A 23,916-nucleotide genomic window follows, 5' to 3' on the forward strand; every position below is an offset into this window, starting at 1 on the left:
TGATAATCATAGAGTTAGAGGGCTAAGCAGGAAGTTTTTTAATGTTAGTTTAAAGATATTATTATTTACAATAGAAAAGGCCATTGCAATATTGAAAATTATACAATACTTTTGCAACAGCCTATATTGTATTTCATTAAAAAATCAAATAAGGATACAGAGTTTCAGAAAGTTTTAACCATTCCTATACTTAAAACATCTATTCCTTGTGGTTTTAATTCCTTTACAAAACTATACTCGATTAATCATAAAATTCACCTGTAAAAAATAAAGGGAATATCTGGCATACAAAATATAATAACTATAGGAGGTAGTACCCATGAAAATATTTTTTATGTTCCTTCTTACAGCCACACTTATTTTTGGAATGGAAGAGAATGAAGACAATAAATACCTTATCCGTGTCCTCTATGGTAAGGCATCCTATTCCAGTCTCAGAGATCTGGTTTCCTTTCAGGAATCCACCAGAGATGAGCAGAGGGGAACCCTCATAGGTATCCAGTTTGAAAACTACCTGGCTAGAGATATATGGAATGGTTCTGGAGACCTCACCTACTTCTCCAGCTTTATCTACCACAGGCAGGATATCAAGGTAGAGGATGGTAAGTATACGGAACCCAAGGAGCTTTCTGGAAAGGATACCTACCAGCTAAATGGTGGTATCAAGGTCTACTGGAAGACCTTTCCCTGGAGTAGATATGTGAGAACCAGGATCGGTCTGGGTGAGGGTATCTCCCTGGTGAGGGAGAGGCTGGATATAGAGATTCAGAATACCAACAATGAGGATGAAAAGAGTGATGCCCATATCCTAAACTACCTGGATCTCCATATTTCCTTCAACCTGAGGGATATCACCAGGTGGGAGCAGCTGGAAAACTACTATATAGGAGGAGGTCTCTCCCACAGATCGGGGATCTTCGGTTATGTGAGTGGAGTGGACGGTGGATCCAACTACTGGACCTTCTTTATAGAGGGAGAGTTTTAATTAAAACCGATACTTTTGCCTTGATGCAATAAGTATCCAAAAAATCAAGACCTCTCAAATGTCTTTTGAGCTATATTATTCATATACGACCTTTATTAGCTACAATCATAATTCTGTCAGGTAATAGTTTGGCAAAACATTATGATAAACTTAATTTGATTAACGGTCTGGTAAATTTCTTCTGTTAAAGCTTCATCGACTTAAGAGGCCGTTTTTAAATAATTCAAAAAAATTTAACAACAAAAAAACCACCCTGCACACTTACAGGGTGGTTTTATTTAGATCTCCTTTTCTACTAATTCAGTTAATTCATCCAGTTCAGGGAATCTTCCCTCTGCCTTCTTGGAAAAGATTAGCTTTTCATCCCACTTTACCTCGAAAGCCCCACCAGATGAAGGGATTAATTTAAATTCTGAAACTTCCTTCTTATAGAGTCTTACCAAGACTCCCAGAGCACTCACTGCTCTTTGACCATATCCTCACGATACACAAAACTCAATAGACAATACTGGCTTCATATTCTCCTCCCATTTTCTTTACTTGTTTTATCAAGAATATTATACCATAAAGTTTCATGCTTCCCTTTAATTTTTTTAAAAAAATCCCCTTCTTTACCGTATCTTTACCCAGGAAATTTATAATAAGTGTAATAAAAGAATTAAGAACAGTTACAACACTTTTTAATATAGGAAGGAGACTGATAACTATGGAAAATATATATGCAATTATCAAGAAGGGCGGATCTCTCAAGAGATATTGTTATAAAAACGGTTATAAGCTGGAGGAGATTATCTCTGTAAAGGATGTGGACACTAACAGGGTCTCAGCAGCTCTTTCAAAGCATGGTCTGAAATTTCCCAGTAGGAAGGACTCCTACAGGGGATACTATATAAGGGTCAGCAAGGGTAACATCTTTACAGGAATAGCTGGATACTTCCTCAACCTCTTCACCGAGGATTCCTATGTTTCCATGAAGATCAAGGAATCCTTCTATGGAGGAACCGAGGTGCCATTTTCCTTTTAAACATTCGTTACTTCTCACTTGAAAAAGAAGTAACCAAGAGTTCAAGACTCTGATAATTGTCTTTTCGGGTAATTCCAAAGTTTTCGTTCCTTTTCAAGGCTCTAGATAGAACCTAAATAGTCAGACGGAACGAGGTATTTCTTTACTGTGAAGTTAAACGACTATCAAAATCCAAATAAAGTTCAAATAAAAAAGAGCTGAAGAAGCCCAGATTTTATAGTACTCCCCTGTAACCCTCTCACCTTTCAGCTCTTTTTTCTGTTTATCTAAGATATTTTCAAAAGGCCATCTTTTTATTTAAAGAATGGGGTTCATAGTCGTTAGACTGCTACGTCGTTTCGTTAAAATCCTTTAGGCTCTGTAGAGAACCCAACAAAGAAACGAAAAATACGATTTACTCAAGAAGACAATTATGAACCCCTAGATCTTCTTTGGGTACTTTCTTGCATCATGGTAAGAAAGTACCTCGCTCTCTTTCGGAGAGTGAAATATCATTTTTATCAAAAAAATTATTAACCATCCAACTCACAGAATACCTCGTGGATATTTCCATCTGGGTCTGCAAAGAGTGCACACCTCTGATTCCATGGTGTATCAAAGGGAGGCTTTATAGGTTTGGCTCCCTTTAATATCAGTTTTTCATAGGTACTATCCACATCTTTCTTATCGGTGCATGGAAAAGCTAACTCAAATTTTTGTCCAGAGCCCCTCTCCTTGAACTCCCTGCTGTAGTCATGCATAACCTTCCTCTCACAGATTGCAAACCTTACTCCCTCACTTACAAACTCAACATACTCTCCCAGGTCGGTCTTTACTTTAAATCCCAGGACCTCTCTATAAAACTCTTTCATTACTCCAATTTCATCGGTCCAGATAGTAACTAAACTTATTTTCGTTTTCATATAGGATAACCTCCAAACTCTATGATTTAGAAGGTTAACACTATTATTCATAAAAATCAATTTTATAATTAATCTTTTATTTACGACCGTATACAGATGTCGGACTCCACAGAATATCTCTACCTTCTTAGTTCCACAGATTAGGTTCTATCTCGCACCTAGTCTAAAGTAAGAAAATCAGATATTAAATCTTTAGCTTTTTATTAATTTATCAAAATTTATGACATAGGTATTTCTCTCCATCCAATAAAAGAGAATTTTTTAAATTTTTTCTATTATGAGAATACTATTTTGATAATCTCTTCCTAAGTTCATTAATCTTTTTTTCAGATACTCCTAAAGCTTTTTCAAATTTTCCCCTAGGTGTCTCAAGAAAGAACTCATCTGGTTTAATTATATCTATATATTCTTTAAGCTTCTCTATATCTATATCTGAGTCTGAAATATCTTTTAGAAGTGTAATATCTAAAATGAATTTTCCAGAGTACTGTTTGTTAAAGCTAGCCATGTTTGAAATATGCTCTTCTAAAGTATAACCCTCCAGAGGTCTGAGAATCTTCTGGAACTTTTCCTCGGTGGTAACCATCAATTCTCCTATTATTTCATCACACTCATTCAAAACGTCTATATATCCTTCTCTGTTTACTAAGTATCCATTACATAATAACTTTACAACAATGTTATTATCTTTTAGCAATCTTATTATATCTAGAATTTCACTATTTGCAAGGGCTTCTCCATCAGGATCGATGAAAACATATTCGATCCTTTCTTTTTTTATAACTTTTTCCACTTCTACTAAGAATCTTTTTGTTTCTTCAAAATAAAATCTCTCTTCAGTTTTAACTTTAGTTCTTCCCAATGGACAGAAAATACAGTCAAAACTACAATAATTTTCAGGAAGCGGATTTATGTTTATACACCTCATGTTATTGGCCCCTAAATAAACGTCACTTATAGAAAATGGATCCATTAATATATTCCCCCTCGGTGATTTTAATTTTATTCTAAAAAATATAGTACTCTATTTCACAATGATTGTCAATTTCAGATAGCACACAGCTTAAAAACATCCTTTAAATCCCATATCCCCTAAATTACAGGGAACTTACCATGCCCTCCTCTATTATTCATAAAATAAAAAAAGAGACGACATTATGTCGTCTCTAATATATTAAGCGATTATACTAGCTCGATAATAGCCATTTCAGAAGAATCTCCTCTTCTTACAGTAGTTCTTATGATTCTAGTGTATCCACCGTTTCTCTCAGCGTACTTAGGAGCGATTTCGTTGAATAGCTTAGCTACAACTGCATCGTCTCTAAGGAATGCGAATGCTCTTCTTCTAGCAGCAAGATCTCCCTTTTTACCAAGAGTAATCATTCTCTCAGCAAACTTTCTTAATTCCTTAGCTCTAGTAACAGTAGTTTCTATTCTCTCTTCTCTTAAGATAGAGATAGTTAAGTTCATAAGCATAGCTTTTCTGTGGTCTGATCTTCTACCAAGTTTTCTATAGTTCTTGTTATGGTTCATTACTCAGGATCCTCCTTACTTTTATTATTCAACAGATCCGTTAGAAGCAAGATCAAATCCTAGTTCCTTCATCTTCTCAAGTATTTCATCAAGAGACTTTCTTCCTAGGTTTTTGATTTTAAGAAGCTCGTTTAGCGATAGTCTCGCTAACTGTCCAACTTCCTCGATTCCAGCCTTCTTTAAACAGTTAAATGATCTTACAGTAAGATCTAACTCTTCGATCTTAAGGTGTAGAACATCTTCACCTTGATCTTGACCTTCCTCTTCCTCTTCTTCTTCTTCAAGATCTCCTCTTAAGCTTTCCATCTTGTTTCCAATCTCTAGGAATGGATCGAAGTGGAACTTTAGAAGCTCTACAGCATAAGAGATACAGTCTCTTATCTCAACACTTCCGTCAGTTTCAACATTAAGAGTTAATTTATCAAAATCGGTCATTCTTCCAACCATTGTATCTTCCACATGGTAAGATACCTTCTTGATTGGAGTATAGATTGCATCTACAGCGATGTAATCTACTGGCCAGTCTTTCTTTTCGATTTCGTCAGCAACTACGAAGCTTTCACCAGTATCTACTAGGAACTCCATATTTACTTCTCTATCTGTTGTTACAGTACAGATAACCTGCTCAGGATTAACAATTCTAATCTCAGCATCAGGGATGATGTCTGCAGCTGTAATTACTCTTGGACCTTTCACAGAAAGAGTCATTCTCTTTTCACCAGGAGTCTCAGTAGCTATAACTATCTCTTTAACGTTAAGTACTAGATCAGTTACAGATTCCTTAACACCTTCCATAGTAGAGAACTCATTTAGTACTCCCTCTATCCTAACACCTTTTATAGCTGCTCCAGGAATTGAAGAAAGTAATACTCTTCTTAGGGCGTTACCTAATGTGTGTCCATATCCTCTATATAGAGGCTCTACAATGTATTGACCTCTGAAATCGTTTTCCTTAACTTCAGATATGTTAATACTTCTTGCATGTTTTTCAATTTTTAACATCTAATCAACTCCTACGAAAAGGGTTTATTATCTAGAGTAGAACTCAACGATCATGTCTTCGTTTAATTCGAAGTCTAGGTCGTCTTTAGTTGGGTTCTGAAGAACTTTTCCAGAGAATCCAGCCTTGTCTAGCTCTAACCATGCAGGTGTGTTAGCATCTTCTACTGCGTTCTTGATGATCTCAATGTTCTTTGAGTTCTCGATTACAGTGATTACGTCTCCAGCCTTTACTCTGTATGAAGCGATGTTAACTTTTCTTCCGTTTACTGCAACGTGTCCGTGTGATACAACCTGTCTAGCTTGTCTTCTAGTCTTAGCTAGTCCTAGTCTGTATACTACGTTGTCAAGTCTTCTCTCAAGGTACTGGATAAGGTTAAGACCAGTTACACCATCTTTTCTTGTTGCCTCAGCGTATAACTTTCTGAACTGCTTCTCCATTACATTGTATATAAACTTTGCTTTTTGCTTTTCTTTTAACTGAATAGCATATTCAGTTGGTTTTCTGTTTGCGTTAGGTCTTGGTCCTCTCTTAGAAGATTTGTTTACTCCTAAAACAGATGGATCGATACCAAGAGCTCTACATTTCTTTAAAACGGGCTGTCTATTAATTGCCATTTGTCTTATACTCCTCCTTTATAGAATTTACTTTCAAAAATGAGCGCTTAACTTCTACGAGTTAAATTCAATAAGTAGGTGAACTACACTCTTCTTCTTTTTGGTGGTCTACAACCATTGTGCGGAACTGGAGTTGCGTCAGTTATTCTAGTAACCTCTAGCCCAGCAGCCTGAAGCGATCTGATTGATGCCTCTCTACCTGATCCAGGTCCTTTCACCTTTACTTCTACTTTTTTCATTCCATTTTCCATAGCTACCTGTGCTGCTTGCTCAGCTGCGATCTGTGCTGCAAATGGAGTACTTTTCTTAGTTCCCTTGAATCCTGATGTACCACCAGATTTCCAAGTGATAACTCTTCCCTCAGTATCAGTGATTGCAATAATCGTGTTATTGAAGTTTGAGTGTATGTGAGCTATTCCAGTAGGAATATTTTTTAATTTCTTTTTAGTCTTAACGACTTTCTTCTTTGCCAACTTGAGTTACCTCCTTACTATGATCTGCACCTCTAAATTTGTGCGGCTATTATTTTCTTACTGGTCTCTTAGGACCCTTTACAGTTCTTGCGTTTGTCTTAGACTTCTGACCTCTTGCTGGTAGGTTCATTCTGTGTCTAAGTCCTCTGTAACATCTGATGTCCTGAAGTCTCTTGATGTCAAGTCTAACTTCTTTTCTCAGATCTCCCTCTACCTTGATTCCATCAATGATAGATCTGATCTTGTTTACTTCTTCTTCTGTAAGATCCTTAACTCTAGTGTTAAAGTCTACTCCAGCTTCAGTAAGTACTTTTTTTGAAGTTGTGTGTCCGATTCCAAAGATATAAGTAAGTGAAATCTCAACTCTCTTATTTCTAGGGATATCTACTCCTGCGATTCTAGCCAATGCTATTCCTCCTCTTCACGAAAATTTATATATTTGCCGGTATATTAACCGACGAACACTTTCTTCGGCATGCCCCATTCGTAACGAATAGGAGTGACCCTACGGTTCACATGCCTTTACAGTACCTGATATCAGTACTATATTTTGTTGCTTCGGATAATTAATTATCCTTGTACCTGCTTGTGCTTAGGATTTTCACAGATTACTCTGATCTTACCGTGTCTCTTGATAACCTTGCACTTGTCGCAGATTGGTTTTACAGACGCTCTTACTTTCACCTGATTACCTCCCATTGATTCTTCCATCTCTTATGGATCAAGTCAAAACACTAAAAGGGGATTATCCCTTCTTTCTGTAAGTTATTCTTCCCTTTGAAAGGTCGTAAGGTGAAACCTGTACAGTAACCTTGTCTCCAGGTAATATCTTAATGTAGTGCATTCTCATCTTTCCTGAGATGTGTCCTAAAATTACGTGACCATTCTCTAACTCTACCTTAAACGTAGCGTTTGGTAGTGACTCAAGAATAGTACCTTCTAATTCGATAACATCTTTCTTCGCCATAGTTCCTCCTACCGAACAGAAATTCATATTATTGTAACATCTTTACCACAAAAAGTCTACTGTTTTTTGACTTTTTTTTAACCGTTTAGCTTACTCAAAACTACTGGTTTTCCATCGATTATAGCCACTGAATGCTCAAAGTGAGCAGAAAGTTTTCCGTCCTTCGTTACAGCTGTCCATCCATCGTTAGTTACATATACTTTGTACGATCCGGCGTTGACCATTGGCTCAAGGGCTAGAACCATTCCGTTCTCGATCTTAAGACCCCTACCCTTTCTTCCGAAGTTAGGTAGTGCAGGTTCCTCGTGCATCGATTTACCTACTCCATGACCACAGAAATCCCTCACTACAGTGAAGCCATGTTTTTCAACATATTTTTGAACGGCATTTCCCACATCTCCCAGTCTGTTCCCTACGATCATGTGTTCAACACCAATATCTCTGGCATTTCTAGTTACCTCTATAAGACGCTTTGCCTCATCGCTTACCTCTCCTACTGGGAAGGTAATAGCTGAATCCCCAAAGTATCCGTTCAGGTTGGTTACCACATCTATACTTACAAGGTCTCCCTCCTTAAGTATCTTATCCTCCCTTGGAATCCCGTGAACTACCTCGTTGTTCACAGATATACATGAAGCTGCAGGATATGGGTTTTCAGGTCCCCCTACACCAATAGTGGCAGGGACTGCCCCCTGACTTCTTACATACTCCTCTATGATGTTGTTTAACTCCATAGTTGAGATTCCCGGTTTGATGTGTGGCGGAAGTACCTCCTCATATAACCTTGCGATTATCTGGTTGGCCTCCCTTATCTTTTCTATTTCCTCTAAATTGTAGATTGCCATCTATACATCCTTTCTATCCCCAGATTTATTATCCAAGAAGTGCAAACATATCCTCAGTTACCTTAGATACGTCCTGTGTTCCGTCTACCTCTGCCATTACTCCTCTTTCCGAGTAGAACGCGAAAAGTGGTGCTGTCTGTGCATGGTATGCTTCCAGTCTGTTAGCTACAGTTTCAGCTGTATCATCCTTTCTGATGTAAAGCTCTCCGCCACAGTAGTCACACTTCCCCTCTACCTTCGATGGGTTGAACTCTACGTGGAATGATGCTCCACAATCCTTACACATTCTTCTACCAGTGATTCTATCTGTGATTAGCTCATCTGGAACATTTAGAGAGATTACCTTATCTAGGGCAATTCCCATATCCTTCATAAGTACTTCTAGAGCCTCTGCCTGGGCTAGAGTTCTTGGGAAACCGTCTAGGATGAATCCCTTCTTACAGTCTTCCATAGCTAGTCTGTCCTTGATGATTCCGATGATTGTAGAATCAGGTACAAGCTGTCCCGCCTCGATAAATTTCTTAGCTTCCATTCCCATCTCTGTTCCTTCAGAGATAGCTGCTCTTAGTATGTCTCCAGTAGAGATCTGAGGGATACCATACTTCTCGATTAAGAATTTAGCCTGAGTACCCTTTCCTGCTCCAGGAGCACCGAATAACATTAAGTTCATCAATACCTCAACTCCTCGTTAATTTTTTAATACACAAAGTATATTATACAATAAAAAAGTGGATTTTGCTAGGGATGGGAGTAAAAGAGGAGAGGTGGATTTTATCCCACCTCTCCTCTTTCTAATAGTTAAATTTTGGGGTTTCTTTAAAGCTTATCCGTTACTTTTCTCTTGAAAGAAAAGTAACCAAAAGTTCAAGGCTCATTGAAAATTTATATTCCATAATCAAAGACGTCTGAAAAAATCGTATCGATTGCCAGATGCTAAGGGTAGTCGACGAATATTTTTCTAGACCTCTTTTTCATATTCCATTTACAAAATTTTCAAAATGCCACTCTGTCATTGTTTATATTTCAGAAGAGCAGACATGTTTCAGTATTAAATTATTAACCTAAGTTTTTTTCTGTCTATATCTTCTAAAGTACAGGAAAATATGTTTTTCTCATAATCAATTTTAAAATTTATTGCTTTTAAAACTAATCCCTCATTTTGCCATTCTATCAATAATTCTTTTTCTATTTCTCCTTCTAGGAGGCTCCAAAACTTTTCTGAAATCTCACATTGCTTCTTTTCCAATAAAGTGAGCATGGCATAAGTATCACAAATAGAATAATTTTCTAAAGAATTAGTAGCAACAGCTCTAGGTGCTATAAATTTTTCTCCTTCAATCGTAATAGGAACATTTATATAATTTTTTCGTAGTTTCTCTCTTTCTTTCTCAGGACGCTGTTTTTCAACTATCTTACCAATAGAAATAAAGTACTCTCTAAATGCAGCCTCCCAATTTTTATAGAAAATAGACAATTTTTCTTCCTTTAGCCAATTTCCATGATTTTGAACATCTAAAAAATATACATTACTTTTTTCAATATCTATGTAAGCAAACAATAAAGGTCCTGTCCTTCCTGCATACCTTTCTCCTTCATTTAAAGTTCCTAAATGAAAATGATATATTCCATATTGATAAAACATGTTATCTTCTCTTTGAACCTTTTCTTCTCTCTCTATTTCTTTTTTAGATTTCTTCTTTTTCCTTCGTTCATTCATTACATATAATCTTTTTATTCCTGTACTTAAATATGGATTTATATTTTTTCCCTGTTCAAAGGACCTTTTAATACCTAATATTGCTTCTACATCCACTTCTTTTAGCTCTAATTTTTCTTTTAGTTCCCTTGAAATGAAGCAGCTATATCTCTTTATAGGTATACTTCTCCTTATAATATTAAAATACTTGTAAAGTATTTCATTATCTGTCTTTAATTCACTGATATTCTCTACCCCTAGGAGCTTCATTTCTTTTTTCCTAAAATCAATATAATCCCTCTTTAAATCAAATACCACTCTCTTCAATCTAGCTTCACCTCTATTTTATTTCTCTTTCCCATTATCTATGACTTTAGGTTTCTCCTTAGCTAGGGAGAAACCGTTAAAAAGGGATGAGGGTTGCTAGCCCTTTAGAAGTACAACTTTTTTGTTGGTAGCATCCAATCTCACCCTTGCTCCTATTGGCATGGTGAACATTGGGTGGGTGTGGCAGCAGTCCACCTCAGCTAGGAATGGGAAGTCGTAGTCGCTCCCAAGTACCTCCTGGAGGACCTCATAGGATTTTCTTCCGGTACCTCCGTCCTTGAACAGTTCGTGCTTTCCGATGATAAGTCCCCCTATCCTTTCAAGGTAACCACTTACCTTCAGGTGGGAGAAGCTTCTCTCCACAGTGGCTATATCGCAGAGGGAGTCCTCAATAAATAATATATCTCCCTCCTTTATCTCCGGCATATACTTGCTTCCCCAGATTCCTCCCATGGTATTGAGGTTACCTATGATTAGCCTTCCCTCGACTTTTCCCTCTTTAAGGGTAATCCACTCATTTTTCCTTCTGTCCTTCTCCCTCTCCTGGGTCTCCCAGTCGATGAACTCCTCCGTCCAGAACTCCGGCATCTCATACTCATACTCCTTTGCTGTAGGTTTTACAAGGATATCCTCAAAGTATCTGTAGGTCATCTCGTTGTAGGGCTCCAGCTCCCCAAAGGATGCCACAAGGGCGGGACCGTAGTAGGTGGATATCCCCGTCTGGGCATATATTCCCATGAGGATAGCCGTCACATCTGAGTAACCTATTACAATCTTGGGGTCTCTCTTGAAGGCCTCGTAATCTATGTATGGAAGAAGGGAGTTGGAGTTCATCCCTCCTATAGCCGACATGATACACCTTACCTCTGGGTTTCTTATGAGTTCATTGAGCTCCTCGGCCCTCTCTTTGATGCTTCCCGATCTGTAGTAGTCGGCTTTCCCGGTCAACCTCCCCTCTAAGACCTTGAATCCCTTACTCTCTAAGAACTCCTTTCCCCTCTTAAACCTCTTGGGGCAAAACTTTGTTATAGGAGTTGACGGCGAAAACATACCTATTGTATCTCCAGCTTTCAATTTCATTCTATTCCCCCTTATTTTTTGAACCATCATATCATCTTTTCCTCCCCAATTCCACCTCAAATTTACCTGCCTTCATGGAATAAAAAGCTTTAAAAGCCCCTTACCACGAATTAGCACAGATAATCCCATCTTTATATCGATTTAGCTCTCTACTTGATTATAAGCTAGACCGCCCCACAAATTAAGTTCCGCAGCGATAAACTAATTCATTTTCCAATAGGAGCGAGGACTGTAGCTCATAAAGGCCGTAGATTTATAATTATACTCATAAGGAATTATAAAGAGGGCACATTTTCTTTGGTTCGTTTCTTTTGCGACAAAAGAAATGAACAGCAAAGGTACCTCGCTCTCTTGAGAGAGTGAAAATAAAAATTATTCTCCTCTTTTACTGGGAAAGAAGAAGTAAATCAAAAGTTATAAATATCAATAAAAAAAGAGAGCTATGCACTTAAGTGCATAGCTCTCTTAATATCTATACTTCAGCTTCAGCATTACCCTGTTCTCATTGAACTCATCCTTCTTCTCCTCGGCACCTATCTGGTAGTTTGCATAGGCAGCTTCCACCGAGAGGTGTCCCACATCTACCCCCATTCCCATACTGGAGTAGTTGTTGCTGGCCATATCCCTCATTCCACCAGTTTCCTCGCTTTCATCTATATAGGAGAATCCAAAGTCTCCCTTTATAAAGGGACTTACCCTGCTCTCCTTATTGAAGGAGTACTTTAACTCGGTATATATTGGCATTACCTTCTCAGAGTTGGAGAGGGTGGCATCATGGGTGTTGAGGCTTATATTGAAGTTTTTATACTCCATCCCAGTGGTATCCTGGGCGAAGATACTTGTAAAGGTAAGACATATCATCAAAACAAATAACAATCTTCTCACGATATCCTCCTTTGCTACGTCCAATAAAAAGAATTCATTCCATTAAAGTATAGTATCATTCTTTACACCCTTTGTCAACTTTCAGTCAGCTTAAGAAAGGGTAAAACTTCTCCTTTAATATCTATACTCTATCTTAAGGAGTATCCTGTTTTCTGATACTTCATCTCTGTTTGTGCGATACCTTACATTGTAGTTGGCAAGGGCAAGCTCTACTATGAGATCTCTTAGAGCTACTCCTCCCCCTATACTGTAGTAGTTGTTTTCAAAGAGATCCTCCGCCTCATCCACATCATCCCTTTCATCCACATAGTTGAAACCTACCTCCCCCTTTATAAAGGGCTTATAGTTTTTATTTGTGGGAAACTGATACTTCATCTCGGTGTACACTGGGATGATCCTCTCCTCATTGGAGAGGGTCAGTTCATGGAAGTCCACCTTAAAGCTGAGGCTTTTATAGTTCATGGCAGTGAGCTCCTCTGAAAATACCTCTATATTTATTACTAGCAGGAGGGGAATAAATATCTTTTTCATGGTCTGCTCCTTGGGGAAAGTATTACCTCAAGATACCACCCCAAAGGTCCCTCATCAACTTACAACTTCTTTAAAAAATTAAGAGAATCTTGCTACCTTTTCTATAAAAAACTCCTGTCCTTCTTACACTTTCAGCTACTTCCTTGATTAGAAATATATCAAAACAGCTATAAGGTTCGTAAGCTATTAAGAATCTAAAAAATTTAACCATCCTTTATACATCTGGTAGTAAAGTAACTCTTTAACAATAAAAAAAGCTGCCTTAAGCAGCTTAAAAATCTTAGTATCTGTATTTCAGCTTTAGCATTACTCTGTTTTCAGAGAATTTATCCTCCCTTTCTTCAACGGCTATCTGATAGTTTGTATAGGCAGCTTCCATTGAGAGTTGTTCTCCTATATCTGCACCTACACCGATACTTGAATAGCTGTTTTCAGTCATACTCAGTAACTTCTCCTCCTGGGCACTATCACTCTCGTCAATTTCATCGCTGACATAGTTAAAACCAAAATCTCCCTTTATAAAGGGACTTACTCGCCCTTCCTTGTTGAAGGAGTATTTCAGCTCAGTGTATATGGGAGTCACCTTTTCAGAATTGGAAAGGGTGGCATCATAACTATTGAAACCTATATTCAGGTTCTCATATTCAAGTCCCACACTCTCCTGGGAAAAAGTGTCTATAAAAGTAAGGTTCATTATAATCCAAAACAACACTATTCTCAATAACTTCCCTCTTAGTATCACCCAGCAGCCTCCATAAATAACCTTTATAATGTTAAAACATACTATCATCCTTGAAAGTTATTGTCAATTTCCCTGTTGCTGCCATTTAGCTCACATCTGCCTTATAAAATTAAGAGAGTTAGATTACCTTTGACGTAAACATCTTAGAAAGATTGGAGGGTTTTATTAATTAAGATTTTAAAAATAAAAGTGGGATTCATAGTCGTTGATCTTCACAATAAAAACCTCCTCCGTTCCGTTAAACTTCTTTAGGCTCTGTAGAGAGCCCAGCAAAGGAACGAAAAATTTGCAGTACCCAAGAAGACAATTATGAACTCCTAGATCTTCTTTGGGTACTTTCTTGCATCATGGTAAGAAAGTACCTCGCTCTCCTTGGAGAGTGAAATGAGATTTTTTTACCTTAGGAAGATATGAGTTTTAAAAATATAGAGAGATTAAAAAGAAAAAGGTTCGAGCTTTTATAAAGTAACTCAGATTTCCCGTTGGAAATCTGGATATTTGTAAATATACTCATGAAGTTTTAAAGGTACTAGTTTTTATAATGAAACACAGAATTCCTTTTAGGAATCTGTGTACTGGCAATTACATTCATAGGCGCATTCATTAATTGCCAGCAATAAAAAAGACACGAACTAAATAGTTCGTGTCTCTAGAATCTATACAAAACCTTTATATTCTCTCATTACAAGGTGTGCATTTATCTGCTGTACCGTATCAAGAGCTACTCCTACTACGATGATGATTCCAGTTCCCCCGAAGAAAACAGGAAGCCCCATTGCGTTGAAGATAGCAATCGGAAGTACCGATATTGCTGCAAGGAAGAGAGCTCCTCCCCACGTAATTCTTGTAACTACCTTTTCAAGGTATTCTACAGTTTCCTGTCCTGGTCTGATTCCAGGAATAGTTCCTCCACTCTGTCTCAGGTTGTCTGCAACCTTCTCAGGATCAAACATGATAGCCGTGTAGAAGAATGCAAAGAATATTATGATTCCAGCAAATATTGTCAGATACACAGGGTGTGTCTGAGTAAATATTCTGCTAAGCATTATTCTTCCTGGCATCTCAGCTGGAAGTGAATTCACTATTAGTGATGGGATAGTCATAAGTACAGATGCAAAGATAACAGGCATTACCCCAGAAGTGTTAAGCTTCAGTGGTAGGTATGTACTGTCTGCAACTCCGCTCTTTCCTCCAAATCCTCTTCCTACATAGTGGATAGGGATCTTTCTCTGTCCAAGTTGGAAGAGAACTATTCCGGCTACAGTTGCAAGGGCAGCTAAAGCTACGATTACAAGTAGTGGAAGAAGGAACTTATTTCCTCTCATATTTTGAACTGTCTGAACGACAGACGAAGGCATTCTCGAAATAACATTCAAGAAGATTAATAGTGATACTCCGTTACCAATACCCTTAACGGATATCTGCTCTCCTACCCACATAAGGAAGACAGTACCAGCAGTTAGTGTAGTAACTGTAGTCATTATAAATCCAAACCCTGGAGTCATTACAAGTCCCATTGACTGAAGCCACATACAAACACCGAATCCCTGAATAAGGGCAATTACGATAGTTAAGTACCTGGTCCACTGAGTGATCTTGTTTCTTCCAGATTCCCCTTCTTTTTGAATCTCCTCTAGCTTAGGAATGATAACCGCCAGCAAACTCATCACGATGGATGCATTGATGTATGGCATTACTCCCAGTGCGAAGATTGAAACTCTTTGGAAAGCACCTCCAGAGAACATATTGATGTACCCCAGCAGGTCATTCTGAGCTGTCATACTAGCAAGTCTGCCGATGTCCACACCTGGTGCAGGGATATGTGTCCCCACTCTGGCTACAAGGAACATAAGCAGCGTAAAGATTATTTTCTGTTTCAGCTCTGGAACCCTTCCAATAGCTGCTAACTTCTCATTAAATCTTTCAAATAGTGTCAAAACCGCTCCCCCTTCATCTCTAACATGTATGCATTAAAAGACCAACTAAAGAGTTGGTCTTTTAAGAAAAAGAAGTATTACTTTTTAGCGTTTCCAGCAACGTCAGCGAAAGTCTTTACTTCGATGATCTCTACAGATCCACCTTTAGCTTCAATAGCTTCCTTTGCAGTAGCTGAAACTTTGTGAGCTTTAACTGTAAGCTTCTTCTCAAGGTTTCCTTTTCCAAGAATCTTGATTCCATCGATCATCTTTTTAACGATTCCAGCTTCTAATAGAGCCTCAGGAGTTACTACAGCTCCCTCTTCGAATCTGTTAAGAGTCTCAAGGTTTACTAGAGAGTAGTTCTTCTTGAACGCGAAGTTCTTGAATCCTCTCTTAGGTACTCTTCTGATGATAGGCATCTGTCCACCTTCGAATCCAGCGTGTACTCCACCACCAGATCTAGACTTCTGACCGTTGTGTCCCTTACCAGCAGTCTTACCTTGTCCAGAAGATTCTCCTCTTCCGATTCTCTTTCTAGCTTTTCTTGGTACAGAAGGCTTTAGTTCGTTTAATTGCATTATCCTTGCACCTCCTCTACCTTAAGTAGGTAAGATACTAAATGTACTTTACCTTTGATGTCAGCAGTTGCCGCATGCTCTACAGTCTGGTTGATCTTCTTAAGACCAAGAGACTTTACAGTAGCGATGTGGTTTTGCTTTCTTCCATTCATACTCTTTACAAGAGTTAGTTTAAGCTTTGCCATTTTCTCTCTTACCTCCTTTTAGCTTAAGATATCCTTTACTTCTTTACCTCTTAGTGCAGCTACTTCTTCAGCAGTTCTAAGAGTTTTTAAAGCTTCGATAGTTGCTCTAGCAACGTTAGCTTTAGTTCTTGATCCTCTGATCTTAGTTAGGATGTTGTGTACTCCTACTAGCTCAAGAATCTCTCTACAAGCAGAACCAGCGATTACTCCAGTACCCTCGTATGCAGGCTTCATCCATACAGATGATCCTCCCCAGTTTCCAATAATCTCGTGTGGGATAGTAGTCCCCTTAAGAGATACTGTAACCATGTTTTTCTGAGCGGCTGCGATAGCCTTCTTTATAGCGTCAGGAACACCGTTAGCCTTCCCTAGCCCGATTCCTACTTTACCATTCTGATCTCCAACAGCTGCTAGTACTGAGAACGAAATTGTTCTTCCACCTTTAGTTGTCTTTGATACTCTTGATATTTTTAGGATCTTTTCTTCAAATTGCTTTTCTTCTCTTTTTACAAACTTAGACAAGTGAAATCCTCCTCTCTACAAGAATTAGAACTGTAGTCCTGCTTCTCTTGCAGCTTCGGCAAGAGCAGAAACTCTTCCAGTATATGTGTATCCTGATCTATCAAATACGATAGTTTTTATTCCTTTAGCTGCAGCTCTCTCTGCTATAGCCTTTCCTACCATCTTGGCAGCCTCTAGGTTTCCTCCGTTAGCGACATTAGCCTTAAGCTCTTTGTCAATAGTCGAAGCCGACACTAGAGTTACACCGTTTACATCATCAATAATCTGAGCAAAGATGTTTGAGTTTGATCTATATACAGAAAGTCTTGGTCTCTCAGCAGTACCAGAAATCTTGTTTCTGATAGATAATTGTTTTCTTTTTCTAACAGCTTGTCTGTCTACTTTCTTAAACAACCGACTTACCTCCTTATTATCTAGTTAATTACGCTTTTTTACCTTCTTTTCTTCTGATAACTTCGTCAGCGTACTTAACACCTTTTCCTTTGTATGGCTCAGGAGCTCTCTTAGATCTGATCTCAGCAGCTACCTGTCCTACTAATTCTTTTTCAATTCCATCTACATGTATAGTAGTGTTCTTCTCTACAGTGAATGCGATTCCAGCAACTTCATTAATAAGAACTGGGTGAGAGTATCCAAGAGATAGCTCTAGTCCCTTTCCTTTTGCAGCAGCTCTGTATCCTACTCCCACTAGGTTTAGAGTTTTTCTGAATCCAGAAGTAACTCCGATTACCATGTTGTTGATAAGTGCAGATGTAGTACCGTGAAGTGCTCTCATCTTAGGCTCATCGTTAGATCTCTCTACAACGATCTGGTTATCTTCCATCTTTATAGTTAACTCATCGTTAAACGTCTTAGTTAGCGTTCCCTTTGGTCCTTTTACAGTTACTACGTTTCCGTTTAAAGTAACTTCAACACCAGCAGGTACAACTACAGGTCTTTTACCTATTCTTGACATTAGTGTAACCTCCTAATATTCTTACCAAACGAATGCAAGTACTTCTCCACCCATGTTCTCTCTTCTAGCAACTCTATCTACAACTACACCTTTAGAAGTTGATACGATAGCGATTCCTAGACCAGAAAGAACTCTTGGCATATCCTCTACAGAAGAATATACTCTTCTTCCAGGCTTAGAGATTCTCTTGATTCCCTTGATTACTCTTTCTCTTCCAGCATATTTTAAGTAAACTCTGATGTTCTTGTTGTTCCCATCAGTGATTACCTTATAGTTTGAAATAAATCCTTCTTCCTTTAAGATCTCAGCAATTCTTTCTTTGATCTTAGAGTGAGGAATATCCACTTTCTCGTGCGTCGCAGAGTTAGCGTTTCTTATTCTTGTTAGCATATCAGCAATTGGATCTGTTAAATACATTTGCGAAAATCCTCCTTTCTACAACAATTTACCAAGACGACTTCTTTACACCTGGAATAAGTCCAGCTCCAGCAAGTTGTCTGAATTTTACTCTTGAGATACCGAATTCTCTCATGTATCCTCTAGGTCTTCCGTCTAATTGACATCTGTTTCTCTTTCTTACAGGAGAAGAGTTGTTTGGTAACTTTCCAAGCTCGAACATAGCTTCCATGTCACCTTGCTTAACTCTTTCCTTAAGCTCTGCTCTTTTAGCAGCATATTTATCCACAAGTTCAGCTCTCTTAACGTCTCTTGCGATCATTGACTTCTTAGCCATTAAATCTTACCTCCTCACTAATTACTTTTTGAAAGGCATTCCAAATGCCTTAAGTAAAGCTCTTCCTTCTTCGTCATTCTTTGCCGAAGAAACGATAGTGATAGACATTCCAAGTAGTTTATCAACTTTATCGAATTCGATCTCAGGGAATACTAGCTGATCTCTAAGACCAAGTGAGTAGTTTCCTCTTCCGTCGAATGCTTTAGCAGAAACTCCTTCGAAGTCTCTTACTCTTGGAAGTACCACGTTTACAAGTCTGTCTAGGAAATCGTACATTTTTTCTTTTCTAAGAGTTACTTTTGTACCGATTGGCATCTCTTCTCTTAGTTTGAATCCTGCTTCAGATTTCTTAGCCTTTCTTATTACTGGCTTCTGTCCTGCGATGATTGTTAGATCGTTCACAGCAGCATCTATTAGTTTAGAGTTTTGAGTTGCTTCTCCAACACCCATGTTAACTACGATCTTCTCTAGCTTAGGGCACTCCATTACGTTAGCAAGTCCTAACTCCTTCATTAAGTTAGCCTTGATTTCGTCATTATATAATTTATGATATCTAGAAACGTATTTAGACACTTAAGTATCCTCCCTTCTTATAAAACTTCTCCAGATACTTTAGAGTATCTTACTTTTTTACCGTCAACCATTTTGAATCCAACTCTTGTTGGTCTTCCAGCCTTTTCATCAAAGATCATAACCTTTGAAGAGAAGATTGGAGCTGGCTTAGTAACAACTCCACCTTGTGGGTTCATCTGAGATGGTTTCATGTGCTTAGTAACAACATTGATTCCTTCTACAACGATTTTACCCTTCTTAGTGAAAACCTTTGTAACTTTACCAGTTTTACCTTTATCTTTACCTGAAATTACATAAACTGTATCTCCAGTCTTTACATGTAACTTTGCAGGAACAAATTTTACCTTAGGTTTAGCCATGCTGAACAGCCTCCTCTCTTATTATAATACTTCTGGTGCAAGAGATACGATTCTCATGAAGTTCTTCGCTCTTAGCTCTCTAGCTACAGGTCCGAATATTCTTGTCGCTCTTGCTTCATTGTTTGTGTTGATTACAACTGCTGCGTTGTCATCAAACTTAATGTAAGATCCGTCTTCTCTTCTAAGTTCCTTCTTAGTTCTAACGATTACCGCTCTTACTACCTCTCCCTTTTTAACGTTTCCGCCAGGGTTTGCTTCTTTAACTGATGCTACTACAATGTCACCGATCTTACCGAATCTTCTCTTAGATCCACCAAGTACTCTGATTACCATTAGCTTTTTAGCTCCAGAGTTGTCAGCAACATTAAGGATAGTTTGTTGTTGTACCATGATTATCCTCCTCTCACAATAATTGGATTACTTAGCTTTTTCGATGATTTCAACTAGTCTCCATCTCTTATCTTTAGATAATGGTCTAGTTTCCATAATTCTAACTTTATCTCCAGCTTGAGCTACATTATTCTCATCGTGAGCTTTTAACTTGTTTGATTTTTTCATTCTTTTTTTATAGATTGGGTGTAATACCATTGTTTCTTCAAGAACAACAATTGTTTTGTCCATCTTGTCTGAAACAACGATTCCTTCTCTTAGCTTTCTCTCGTTTCTCAAGATATTGACCTCCTTCTTAAGAATAACTCTCTATACTATGAATTAATTGTTATTATCTCTCGTTTAAGATAGTTTTAATTCTTGCGATTTCTCTTCTAACTTTCTTGATCTGAGCAGTGTTTGTAAGCTGTCCTAATGAAAGTTGAAACTTTAGGTTGAAAAGCTCTTCCTTTAGCTCTTTACACTTAACTACTAGATCTTCAGTAGACATTTCTCTAATTTCGTTAGCTCCCATTAGTTTTCACCACCATTCTCTCTTTTGATTACTTTACACGCGATAGGTAGTTTCATAGTTGCTTTTCTAAGTGCCTTAAGTGCTAGCTCTTCAGATACACCTGATACCTCGAACATAACTCTTCCTGGCTTAACAACTGCTACGTAACCTTCAACGTTACCTTTACCCTTACCCATTCTAACTCCTGCAGGTCTTGCAGTAATTGGCTTGTCTGGGAATATTCTGATAAAGATCTTACCTTCTCTTTTGAATACTCTGTTCATTGCTACTCTGACAGATTCTATTTGTCTGTTTGTGATCCACTTTGGCTCCATTGCAGCTAGTCCGTACTCTCCGAACGCTACAGTGTTTCCTCTTTGCGCAGATCCTTTCATTCTACCTCTAAAGCTTTTTCTGTGCTTGGTTCTCTTAGGCATTAACATAATTACTTGTCGCCTCCTTCCCTCTTAGTTGGAAGAACTTCGCCATGGAATACCCATACTTTGATTCCAAGTGCTCCGTATGTAGTGTGAGCTGTTGCTGTTGCGTAGTCGATGTCAGCTCTAAGAGTGTGTAGAGGTACTTTTCCTTCTACTGCCCACTCAGATCTTGCGATCTCTGCACCATTAAGTCTTCCAGATACCATGATCTTGATACCTTTTGCTCCTGCTCTCATTGCTCTCATCATAGCCTGGTTCATAGCTCTCTTGTAAGCTACTCTTCTTTCGATTCCAGTTGCAATGTTCTCAGCTACTAGAGTTGCATCAGTGTTGAAGTTCTTAACCTCTAATACCTTGATTGTAACTCTCTTCTTAGTTAACTTTTCTAAAGTCTTCTTCATTGCCTCGATCTCAGAACCTTTTCTTCCGATAACGATTCCCGCCTTAGCTGTGTGTACAAGAACTACAACGTGCGATGGTGAAGTTCTCTCTATGTTTATCTTCGCGATTCCAGCGTGGTAGTACTTTTTCTTTACTACTCTTCTGATTTCCATATCCTCATGGAAGTACTTCGCGTATTCTTTTTTGTCTGCATACCAATTAGAATCCCAAGTTCTTGTAATTCCAAGTCTCAGTCCTCTAGGGTCTACCTTTTGTCCCACAGTTCTACCTCCTTACTTCTACTTTTCTGATACTGCTACAACAATGTGTGCTGTTGGTTTTCTGATGATGTCAGCTCTTCCCATTGCTCTTGGCATGATTCTCTTAAGAACTGGTCCTTCGTTTACCATAATAGTAGATACAACTAATTTCTCCTCATCCATGTCAAAGTTGTTAGTTGCGTTTGCGATTGCAGATGCAAGTGTCTTCTTGATGATTACAGCTGCTTTCTTGTTTGTGAATGCAAGTATATCTAATGCTTCTAAAGCTGATTTACCTCTAACTAAGTCAGCTACTAGTCTAGCTTTTCTTGGAGACAATCTTACGAATTTAGTTATTGCTCTAGCTTCCACTAGTCCAACCTCCTTTTATCTCTCTATAATATAGATTATTTCTTTTTCTTCTTCTTATCTACACCGTGTCCATAGTAAGTTCTTGTAGGTGCGAATTCACCCATCTTGTGTCCTACCATGTGCTCAGTTACGTGCACTGGAATGTGCTTCTTCCCGTTATATACACCGAAAGTTAGTCCGATGAAGTTAGGGAAGATAGTTGATCTTCTAGACCAAGTCTTTATAACTGCTTTTGTATTTTCAGAAGCTACTGCTTCTTCTACTTTTTTCATTAAGTGGTGGTCACAAAAAGGACCTTTCTTTAATGATCTAGCCATTGAGTTATCCTCCTCTTAAATTACTTAGATTTTCTTCTTCTTACAATAAACTTGTCAGAAGCTTTCTTTCCTCTTGTCTTATATCCAAGTGCTGGTTTACCCCAAGGAGTTACAGGAGATTTTCTTCCAACTGGTGACTTACCTTCTCCACCACCGTGAGGGTGATCACAAGGGTTCATTGCAGATCCTCTTACGTGAGGTCTTCTTCCCATGTGTCTGTTTCTTCCAGCTTTACCGATTGACACTAGCTGGTGCTCAGAGTTTCCAACTTCTCCGATAGTAGCCATACAGTCACCGTGGATTAGTCTAAGCTCTCCTGAAGGAAGCTCAACGTGACAGTAAGTTCCTTCTTTTGCCATAAGTCTTGCAGAAGCTCCTGCAGATCTTACTAGCTGTCCACCTCTACCGATTTGAAGCTCGATGTTGTGGATCTGTGATCCTACTGGCATATCCTTTAGCTTAAGAGCGTTTCCAGGCTTGATATCAGCTGCAGCTCCTGCTACTACTGTATCTCCCTTCTTAAGTCCCTTAGGCGCTAGGATGTATCTCTTTTCTCCATCTACATAGTGAAGAAGTGCGATATTTGCAGTTCTGTTTGGATCGTACTCGATTGTAGCAACTTTCGCTGGTACATCTAGTTTATTTCTCTTGAAATCAATGATTCTGTAAAGTCTCTTGTGACCTTTCTGTCTATTTCTAGCAGTTCTGTGACCGTAGTTATCTCTACCGTATGCAGATTTTAAAGGTACAGTTAAAGACTTTTCAGGTCTAACATTGTCTAACTCTTTGTTAACGATCTTTGACATGTGTCTAGTACCGTTAGTCATAGCTTTCATCTTTTTGATTGCCATCTGATTTTACCTCCGACCTATATATATCTTTACCGTTTTTTATTATACGTTCTGGAAATAAGTGATTGTATTTCCTTCAGCAAGCTTAACAATTGCCTTCTTCTTAGCAGAAGTTTTGTAAAGCTTCATACCGTGTCTCTTAGTCACTGGCTTGATGTTTAGAGTAGCGATGTCTACAACTTTAACGTTGAAGATAGTCTCTACTGCTTTTTTGATTTCGATTTTGTTAGCCTTCTTGTTTACTTCGAAAGTATACTTATTGAATTCTCTTCTAAGTATTTCAGTCTTCTCAGTAATGATTGGCTTCTTTACGATATCGTAAGCTGTCATTATCCAAGCACCTCCTCGATAGTAGCTAGTGCTTCTTTAGTGATCATTACCTTGTTTTGCTTTAGAAGCCAGTATACTCCAAGCTCATTTGGCTGAAGAACTACTGCGTTCTCAAGGTTTCTAGCTGATAAGTAAAGGTTGAAGTCAGCTTCGTTAGCAAGGTCGTTTACAACGAACATCTGCTTAGTTACTGCTTTAACTTCGTTAGTTAGAGAAACAATCGCCTTTGTCTTTGGAGCCTCTAGTGCACCATCAAGAACGATAACGTTTCCTTCAGCAACCTTTGCAGATAGTGCTGATTTAAGCGCTAGTCTTCTAACTTTCTTGTTTACTTTCTTATCATAATCTCTAGGCTGAGGTCCAAATACTACTCCTCCACCTACCATGTGAGGGGCTCTGATAGTACCCTGTCTAGCTCTACCAGTTCCTTTCTGTCTGAAAGGCTTTCTTCCTCCACCTCTAACCATGGATCTTGTCTTAGTAGAAGCTGTACCTTGTCTAGCTGCTGCTAATTCTGCAGTAAGAACTTCGTGAAGTACTGTCTTGTTAGGCTCAATTGCGAAAACTGAATCCTTAACTTCAACAGTTCCAGTAGCTTCTCCTGCTAAGTTATATATGTTTAAAACTGCCATTGTTATCCTCCTTCCTCAA

General features: G+C 38.4%; 38 protein-coding genes and 1 pseudogene. 2 read left to right on the forward strand and 37 right to left on the reverse strand.

Going from position 1 to position 23,916, the window contains the following annotated elements; translation table 11 throughout:
• Positions 1-319 precede the first annotated feature (319 nt).
• The gene (locus tag QMG11_RS17610) at positions 320-985 is read left to right on the forward strand and encodes a hypothetical protein (RefSeq protein ID WP_281837637.1); all 666 of its coding nucleotides are present in this window, start codon (positions 320-322) and stop codon (positions 983-985) included.
• Positions 986-1,263: 278 nt separating this feature from the next.
• On the opposite strand, the pseudogene QMG11_RS17615 reads toward QMG11_RS17610, so the two are convergent.
• Positions 1,264-1,452, reverse strand: a pseudogene (locus QMG11_RS17615) (SelT/SelW/SelH family protein); the annotation flags it as partial.
• A gap of 239 nt (positions 1,453-1,691) precedes the next feature.
• Here QMG11_RS17615 and QMG11_RS17620 point away from each other — a divergent pair.
• Positions 1,692-2,009 (forward strand): hypothetical protein, encoded by a 318-nt coding sequence (locus QMG11_RS17620; RefSeq protein ID WP_281837638.1) that lies wholly within the window; start codon positions 1,692-1,694, stop codon positions 2,007-2,009.
• A gap of 512 nt (positions 2,010-2,521) precedes the next feature.
• Here the strand turns inward: QMG11_RS17620 and QMG11_RS17625 are convergent.
• The 36 genes from QMG11_RS17625 to rplD all read right to left on the reverse strand — a co-directional run bounded on the left by QMG11_RS17625 (position 2,522) and on the right by rplD (position 23,897).
• Positions 2,522-2,911, reverse strand: a complete 390-nt coding sequence (locus QMG11_RS17625) for a VOC family protein (RefSeq protein WP_281837639.1) — start codon at positions 2,909-2,911, stop codon at positions 2,522-2,524.
• 286 nt (positions 2,912-3,197) lie between these two features.
• Positions 3,198-3,884 carry a radical SAM protein gene (locus QMG11_RS17630; protein ID WP_281837640.1) on the reverse strand — a complete coding sequence of 229 codons (687 nt, stop codon included), beginning with the start codon at positions 3,882-3,884 and terminating at the stop codon, positions 3,198-3,200.
• 209 nt (positions 3,885-4,093) lie between these two features.
• Positions 4,094-4,444, reverse strand: coding sequence for a 50S ribosomal protein L17 (rplQ, locus tag QMG11_RS17635; protein ID WP_281837641.1), 351 nt, complete (start codon positions 4,442-4,444; stop codon positions 4,094-4,096).
• A 24-nt stretch (positions 4,445-4,468) separates the two neighbouring features.
• Entirely contained in the window at positions 4,469-5,446 is a 978-nt protein-coding gene (locus tag QMG11_RS17640; protein WP_281837642.1) for a DNA-directed RNA polymerase subunit alpha, read from the reverse strand.
• Between the two features lie 27 nt (positions 5,447-5,473).
• Positions 5,474-6,061: a 30S ribosomal protein S4 gene (rpsD, locus tag QMG11_RS17645; RefSeq protein ID WP_281837643.1), complete on the reverse strand. Its 588-nt coding sequence runs from the start codon at positions 6,059-6,061 to the stop codon at positions 5,474-5,476.
• An 83-nt stretch (positions 6,062-6,144) separates the two neighbouring features.
• Positions 6,145-6,534 (reverse strand): 30S ribosomal protein S11, encoded by a 390-nt coding sequence (rpsK, locus tag QMG11_RS17650; RefSeq protein WP_281837644.1) that lies wholly within the window; start codon positions 6,532-6,534, stop codon positions 6,145-6,147.
• 49 nt (positions 6,535-6,583) lie between these two features.
• On the reverse strand, positions 6,584-6,940 hold the full coding sequence (gene rpsM, locus QMG11_RS17655) for a 30S ribosomal protein S13 (RefSeq protein ID WP_281837645.1): 357 nt from the start codon (positions 6,938-6,940) through the stop codon (positions 6,584-6,586).
• 164 nt (positions 6,941-7,104) lie between these two features.
• On the reverse strand, positions 7,105-7,218 hold the full coding sequence (gene rpmJ / locus QMG11_RS17660; protein WP_078694616.1) for a 50S ribosomal protein L36: 114 nt from the start codon (positions 7,216-7,218) through the stop codon (positions 7,105-7,107).
• Between the two features lie 61 nt (positions 7,219-7,279).
• Positions 7,280-7,501, reverse strand: a complete 222-nt coding sequence (infA, locus tag QMG11_RS17665; RefSeq protein WP_281837646.1) for a translation initiation factor IF-1 — start codon at positions 7,499-7,501, stop codon at positions 7,280-7,282.
• A gap of 77 nt (positions 7,502-7,578) precedes the next feature.
• Entirely contained in the window at positions 7,579-8,346 is a 768-nt protein-coding gene (gene map, locus QMG11_RS17670) for a type I methionyl aminopeptidase (protein ID WP_281837647.1), read from the reverse strand.
• Between the two features lie 28 nt (positions 8,347-8,374).
• Positions 8,375-9,016, reverse strand: a complete 642-nt coding sequence (locus tag QMG11_RS17675) for an adenylate kinase (protein ID WP_281837648.1) — start codon at positions 9,014-9,016, stop codon at positions 8,375-8,377.
• Positions 9,017-9,394: 378 nt separating this feature from the next.
• Positions 9,395-10,369, reverse strand: coding sequence for a hypothetical protein (locus tag QMG11_RS17680; RefSeq protein ID WP_281837649.1), 975 nt, complete (start codon positions 10,367-10,369; stop codon positions 9,395-9,397).
• A 96-nt stretch (positions 10,370-10,465) separates the two neighbouring features.
• The gene (locus tag QMG11_RS17685) at positions 10,466-11,449 is read right to left on the reverse strand and encodes a S66 family peptidase (RefSeq protein WP_281837650.1); all 984 of its coding nucleotides are present in this window, start codon (positions 11,447-11,449) and stop codon (positions 10,466-10,468) included.
• A gap of 465 nt (positions 11,450-11,914) precedes the next feature.
• The gene (locus tag QMG11_RS17690; protein ID WP_281837651.1) at positions 11,915-12,334 is read right to left on the reverse strand and encodes a hypothetical protein; all 420 of its coding nucleotides are present in this window, start codon (positions 12,332-12,334) and stop codon (positions 11,915-11,917) included.
• Positions 12,335-12,448: 114 nt separating this feature from the next.
• On the reverse strand, positions 12,449-12,865 hold the full coding sequence (locus tag QMG11_RS17695) for a hypothetical protein (protein ID WP_281837652.1): 417 nt from the start codon (positions 12,863-12,865) through the stop codon (positions 12,449-12,451).
• 280 nt (positions 12,866-13,145) lie between these two features.
• Positions 13,146-13,607, reverse strand: coding sequence for an outer membrane beta-barrel protein (locus QMG11_RS17700; protein WP_281837653.1), 462 nt, complete (start codon positions 13,605-13,607; stop codon positions 13,146-13,148).
• Between the two features lie 656 nt (positions 13,608-14,263).
• Complete coding sequence (secY, locus tag QMG11_RS17705) at positions 14,264-15,544, reverse strand: preprotein translocase subunit SecY (RefSeq protein WP_281837654.1); 1,281 nt, start codon at positions 15,542-15,544, stop codon at positions 14,264-14,266.
• Positions 15,545-15,621: 77 nt separating this feature from the next.
• Positions 15,622-16,104, reverse strand: a complete 483-nt coding sequence (rplO, locus tag QMG11_RS17710) for a 50S ribosomal protein L15 (RefSeq protein ID WP_281837655.1) — start codon at positions 16,102-16,104, stop codon at positions 15,622-15,624.
• Positions 16,104-16,289: a 50S ribosomal protein L30 gene (gene rpmD / locus QMG11_RS17715; RefSeq protein ID WP_281837656.1), complete on the reverse strand. Its 186-nt coding sequence runs from the start codon at positions 16,287-16,289 to the stop codon at positions 16,104-16,106. Before rpmD ends, rplO begins: the two co-directional genes overlap by 1 nt.
• 18 nt (positions 16,290-16,307) lie before the next feature.
• A complete protein-coding gene (gene rpsE, locus QMG11_RS17720) occupies positions 16,308-16,811 on the reverse strand; it encodes a 30S ribosomal protein S5 (protein WP_281837657.1) in 504 nt (167 codons plus the stop codon).
• A 24-nt stretch (positions 16,812-16,835) separates the two neighbouring features.
• The gene (rplR, locus tag QMG11_RS17725) at positions 16,836-17,204 is read right to left on the reverse strand and encodes a 50S ribosomal protein L18 (protein WP_281837658.1); all 369 of its coding nucleotides are present in this window, start codon (positions 17,202-17,204) and stop codon (positions 16,836-16,838) included.
• Between the two features lie 28 nt (positions 17,205-17,232).
• Positions 17,233-17,766, reverse strand: coding sequence for a 50S ribosomal protein L6 (gene rplF, locus QMG11_RS17730; protein WP_281837659.1), 534 nt, complete (start codon positions 17,764-17,766; stop codon positions 17,233-17,235).
• Positions 17,767-17,787: 21 nt separating this feature from the next.
• Entirely contained in the window at positions 17,788-18,183 is a 396-nt protein-coding gene (gene rpsH / locus QMG11_RS17735) for a 30S ribosomal protein S8 (protein WP_281837660.1), read from the reverse strand.
• A gap of 28 nt (positions 18,184-18,211) precedes the next feature.
• Positions 18,212-18,499, reverse strand: a complete 288-nt coding sequence (rpsN, locus tag QMG11_RS17740) for a 30S ribosomal protein S14 (protein ID WP_281837661.1) — start codon at positions 18,497-18,499, stop codon at positions 18,212-18,214.
• Positions 18,500-18,520: 21 nt separating this feature from the next.
• Positions 18,521-19,072: a 50S ribosomal protein L5 gene (gene rplE, locus QMG11_RS17745; protein WP_281837662.1), complete on the reverse strand. Its 552-nt coding sequence runs from the start codon at positions 19,070-19,072 to the stop codon at positions 18,521-18,523.
• A gap of 17 nt (positions 19,073-19,089) precedes the next feature.
• Complete coding sequence (rplX, locus tag QMG11_RS17750; protein WP_281837663.1) at positions 19,090-19,431, reverse strand: 50S ribosomal protein L24; 342 nt, start codon at positions 19,429-19,431, stop codon at positions 19,090-19,092.
• Positions 19,432-19,452: 21 nt separating this feature from the next.
• Positions 19,453-19,821, reverse strand: a complete 369-nt coding sequence (rplN, locus tag QMG11_RS17755) for a 50S ribosomal protein L14 (RefSeq protein WP_281837664.1) — start codon at positions 19,819-19,821, stop codon at positions 19,453-19,455.
• Between the two features lie 27 nt (positions 19,822-19,848).
• Complete coding sequence (gene rpsQ, locus QMG11_RS17760; RefSeq protein WP_281837665.1) at positions 19,849-20,100, reverse strand: 30S ribosomal protein S17; 252 nt, start codon at positions 20,098-20,100, stop codon at positions 19,849-19,851.
• Between the two features lie 52 nt (positions 20,101-20,152).
• Positions 20,153-20,335: a 50S ribosomal protein L29 gene (rpmC, locus tag QMG11_RS17765; RefSeq protein WP_281837666.1), complete on the reverse strand. Its 183-nt coding sequence runs from the start codon at positions 20,333-20,335 to the stop codon at positions 20,153-20,155.
• A complete protein-coding gene (gene rplP, locus QMG11_RS17770) occupies positions 20,335-20,757 on the reverse strand; it encodes a 50S ribosomal protein L16 (RefSeq protein WP_281837667.1) in 423 nt (140 codons plus the stop codon). Before rplP ends, rpmC begins: the two co-directional genes overlap by 1 nt.
• 2 nt (positions 20,758-20,759) lie before the next feature.
• A complete protein-coding gene (gene rpsC, locus QMG11_RS17775; RefSeq protein WP_281837668.1) occupies positions 20,760-21,416 on the reverse strand; it encodes a 30S ribosomal protein S3 in 657 nt (218 codons plus the stop codon).
• 18 nt (positions 21,417-21,434) lie between these two features.
• Positions 21,435-21,767 carry a 50S ribosomal protein L22 gene (gene rplV / locus QMG11_RS17780; RefSeq protein ID WP_281837669.1) on the reverse strand — a complete coding sequence of 111 codons (333 nt, stop codon included), beginning with the start codon at positions 21,765-21,767 and terminating at the stop codon, positions 21,435-21,437.
• Between the two features lie 35 nt (positions 21,768-21,802).
• Positions 21,803-22,084: a 30S ribosomal protein S19 gene (rpsS, locus tag QMG11_RS17785; protein WP_281837670.1), complete on the reverse strand. Its 282-nt coding sequence runs from the start codon at positions 22,082-22,084 to the stop codon at positions 21,803-21,805.
• Positions 22,085-22,104: 20 nt separating this feature from the next.
• Positions 22,105-22,935, reverse strand: a complete 831-nt coding sequence (rplB, locus tag QMG11_RS17790; protein WP_281837671.1) for a 50S ribosomal protein L2 — start codon at positions 22,933-22,935, stop codon at positions 22,105-22,107.
• A gap of 42 nt (positions 22,936-22,977) precedes the next feature.
• Positions 22,978-23,265 (reverse strand): 50S ribosomal protein L23, encoded by a 288-nt coding sequence (rplW, locus tag QMG11_RS17795; RefSeq protein WP_281837672.1) that lies wholly within the window; start codon positions 23,263-23,265, stop codon positions 22,978-22,980.
• Entirely contained in the window at positions 23,265-23,897 is a 633-nt protein-coding gene (gene rplD, locus QMG11_RS17800; protein ID WP_281837673.1) for a 50S ribosomal protein L4, read from the reverse strand. The genes rplW and rplD overlap by 1 nt, the downstream gene beginning before the upstream one ends.
• Positions 23,898-23,916 lie beyond the last annotated feature (19 nt).

Source organism: Propionigenium maris DSM 9537, from assembly GCF_027925155.1.
In the GTDB taxonomy this organism is placed as follows: Bacteria; Fusobacteriota; Fusobacteriia; order Fusobacteriales; family Fusobacteriaceae; genus Propionigenium; species Propionigenium maris.

What these genes read in the sequence shown, in the direction of transcription:
- rplP (WP_281837667.1), bottom strand. Translation starts at nt 20,757, where the DNA reads ATGTTAATGCCTAAGAGAACCAAGCACAGAAAAAGCTTTAGAGGTAGA.
- rpmD (WP_281837656.1), bottom strand. Translation starts at nt 16,289, where the DNA reads ATGGCAAAGCTTAAACTAACTCTTGTAAAGAGTATGAATGGAAGAAAG.
- QMG11_RS17640 (WP_281837642.1), bottom strand. Translation starts at nt 5,446, where the DNA reads ATGTTAAAAATTGAAAAACATGCAAGAAGTATTAACATATCTGAAGTT.
- rplN (WP_281837664.1), bottom strand. Translation starts at nt 19,821, where the DNA reads ATGGTACAACAACAAACTATCCTTAATGTTGCTGACAACTCTGGAGCT.
- rpsS (WP_281837670.1), bottom strand. Translation starts at nt 22,084, where the DNA reads ATGGCTAGATCATTAAAGAAAGGTCCTTTTTGTGACCACCACTTAATG.
- rplW (WP_281837672.1), bottom strand. Translation starts at nt 23,265, where the DNA reads ATGACAGCTTACGATATCGTAAAGAAGCCAATCATTACTGAGAAGACT.
- rpsD (WP_281837643.1), bottom strand. Translation starts at nt 6,061, where the DNA reads ATGGCAATTAATAGACAGCCCGTTTTAAAGAAATGTAGAGCTCTTGGT.
- rpmC (WP_281837666.1), bottom strand. Translation starts at nt 20,335, where the DNA reads ATGGGAGCTAACGAAATTAGAGAAATGTCTACTGAAGATCTAGTAGTT.
- infA (WP_281837646.1), bottom strand. Translation starts at nt 7,501, where the DNA reads ATGGCGAAGAAAGATGTTATCGAATTAGAAGGTACTATTCTTGAGTCA.
- QMG11_RS17695 (WP_281837652.1), bottom strand. Translation starts at nt 12,865, where the DNA reads ATGAAAAAGATATTTATTCCCCTCCTGCTAGTAATAAATATAGAGGTA.
- QMG11_RS17630 (WP_281837640.1), bottom strand. Translation starts at nt 3,884, where the DNA reads ATGGATCCATTTTCTATAAGTGACGTTTATTTAGGGGCCAATAACATG.
- rplF (WP_281837659.1), bottom strand. Translation starts at nt 17,766, where the DNA reads ATGTCAAGAATAGGTAAAAGACCTGTAGTTGTACCTGCTGGTGTTGAA.
- QMG11_RS17675 (WP_281837648.1), bottom strand. Translation starts at nt 9,016, where the DNA reads ATGAACTTAATGTTATTCGGTGCTCCTGGAGCAGGAAAGGGTACTCAG.
- QMG11_RS17610 (WP_281837637.1), top strand. Translation starts at nt 320, where the DNA reads ATGAAAATATTTTTTATGTTCCTTCTTACAGCCACACTTATTTTTGGA.
- QMG11_RS17620 (WP_281837638.1), top strand. Translation starts at nt 1,692, where the DNA reads ATGGAAAATATATATGCAATTATCAAGAAGGGCGGATCTCTCAAGAGA.
- rplB (WP_281837671.1), bottom strand. Translation starts at nt 22,935, where the DNA reads ATGGCAATCAAAAAGATGAAAGCTATGACTAACGGTACTAGACACATG.
- QMG11_RS17625 (WP_281837639.1), bottom strand. Translation starts at nt 2,911, where the DNA reads ATGAAAACGAAAATAAGTTTAGTTACTATCTGGACCGATGAAATTGGA.
- rplD (WP_281837673.1), bottom strand. Translation starts at nt 23,897, where the DNA reads ATGGCAGTTTTAAACATATATAACTTAGCAGGAGAAGCTACTGGAACT.
- map (WP_281837647.1), bottom strand. Translation starts at nt 8,346, where the DNA reads ATGGCAATCTACAATTTAGAGGAAATAGAAAAGATAAGGGAGGCCAAC.
- rplO (WP_281837655.1), bottom strand. Translation starts at nt 16,104, where the DNA reads ATGCAATTAAACGAACTAAAGCCTTCTGTACCAAGAAAAGCTAGAAAG.
- QMG11_RS17685 (WP_281837650.1), bottom strand. Translation starts at nt 11,449, where the DNA reads ATGAAATTGAAAGCTGGAGATACAATAGGTATGTTTTCGCCGTCAACT.
- rplX (WP_281837663.1), bottom strand. Translation starts at nt 19,431, where the DNA reads ATGGCTAAACCTAAGGTAAAATTTGTTCCTGCAAAGTTACATGTAAAG.
- rpsN (WP_281837661.1), bottom strand. Translation starts at nt 18,499, where the DNA reads ATGGCTAAGAAGTCAATGATCGCAAGAGACGTTAAGAGAGCTGAACTT.
- rpsH (WP_281837660.1), bottom strand. Translation starts at nt 18,183, where the DNA reads ATGTATTTAACAGATCCAATTGCTGATATGCTAACAAGAATAAGAAAC.
- rplQ (WP_281837641.1), bottom strand. Translation starts at nt 4,444, where the DNA reads ATGAACCATAACAAGAACTATAGAAAACTTGGTAGAAGATCAGACCAC.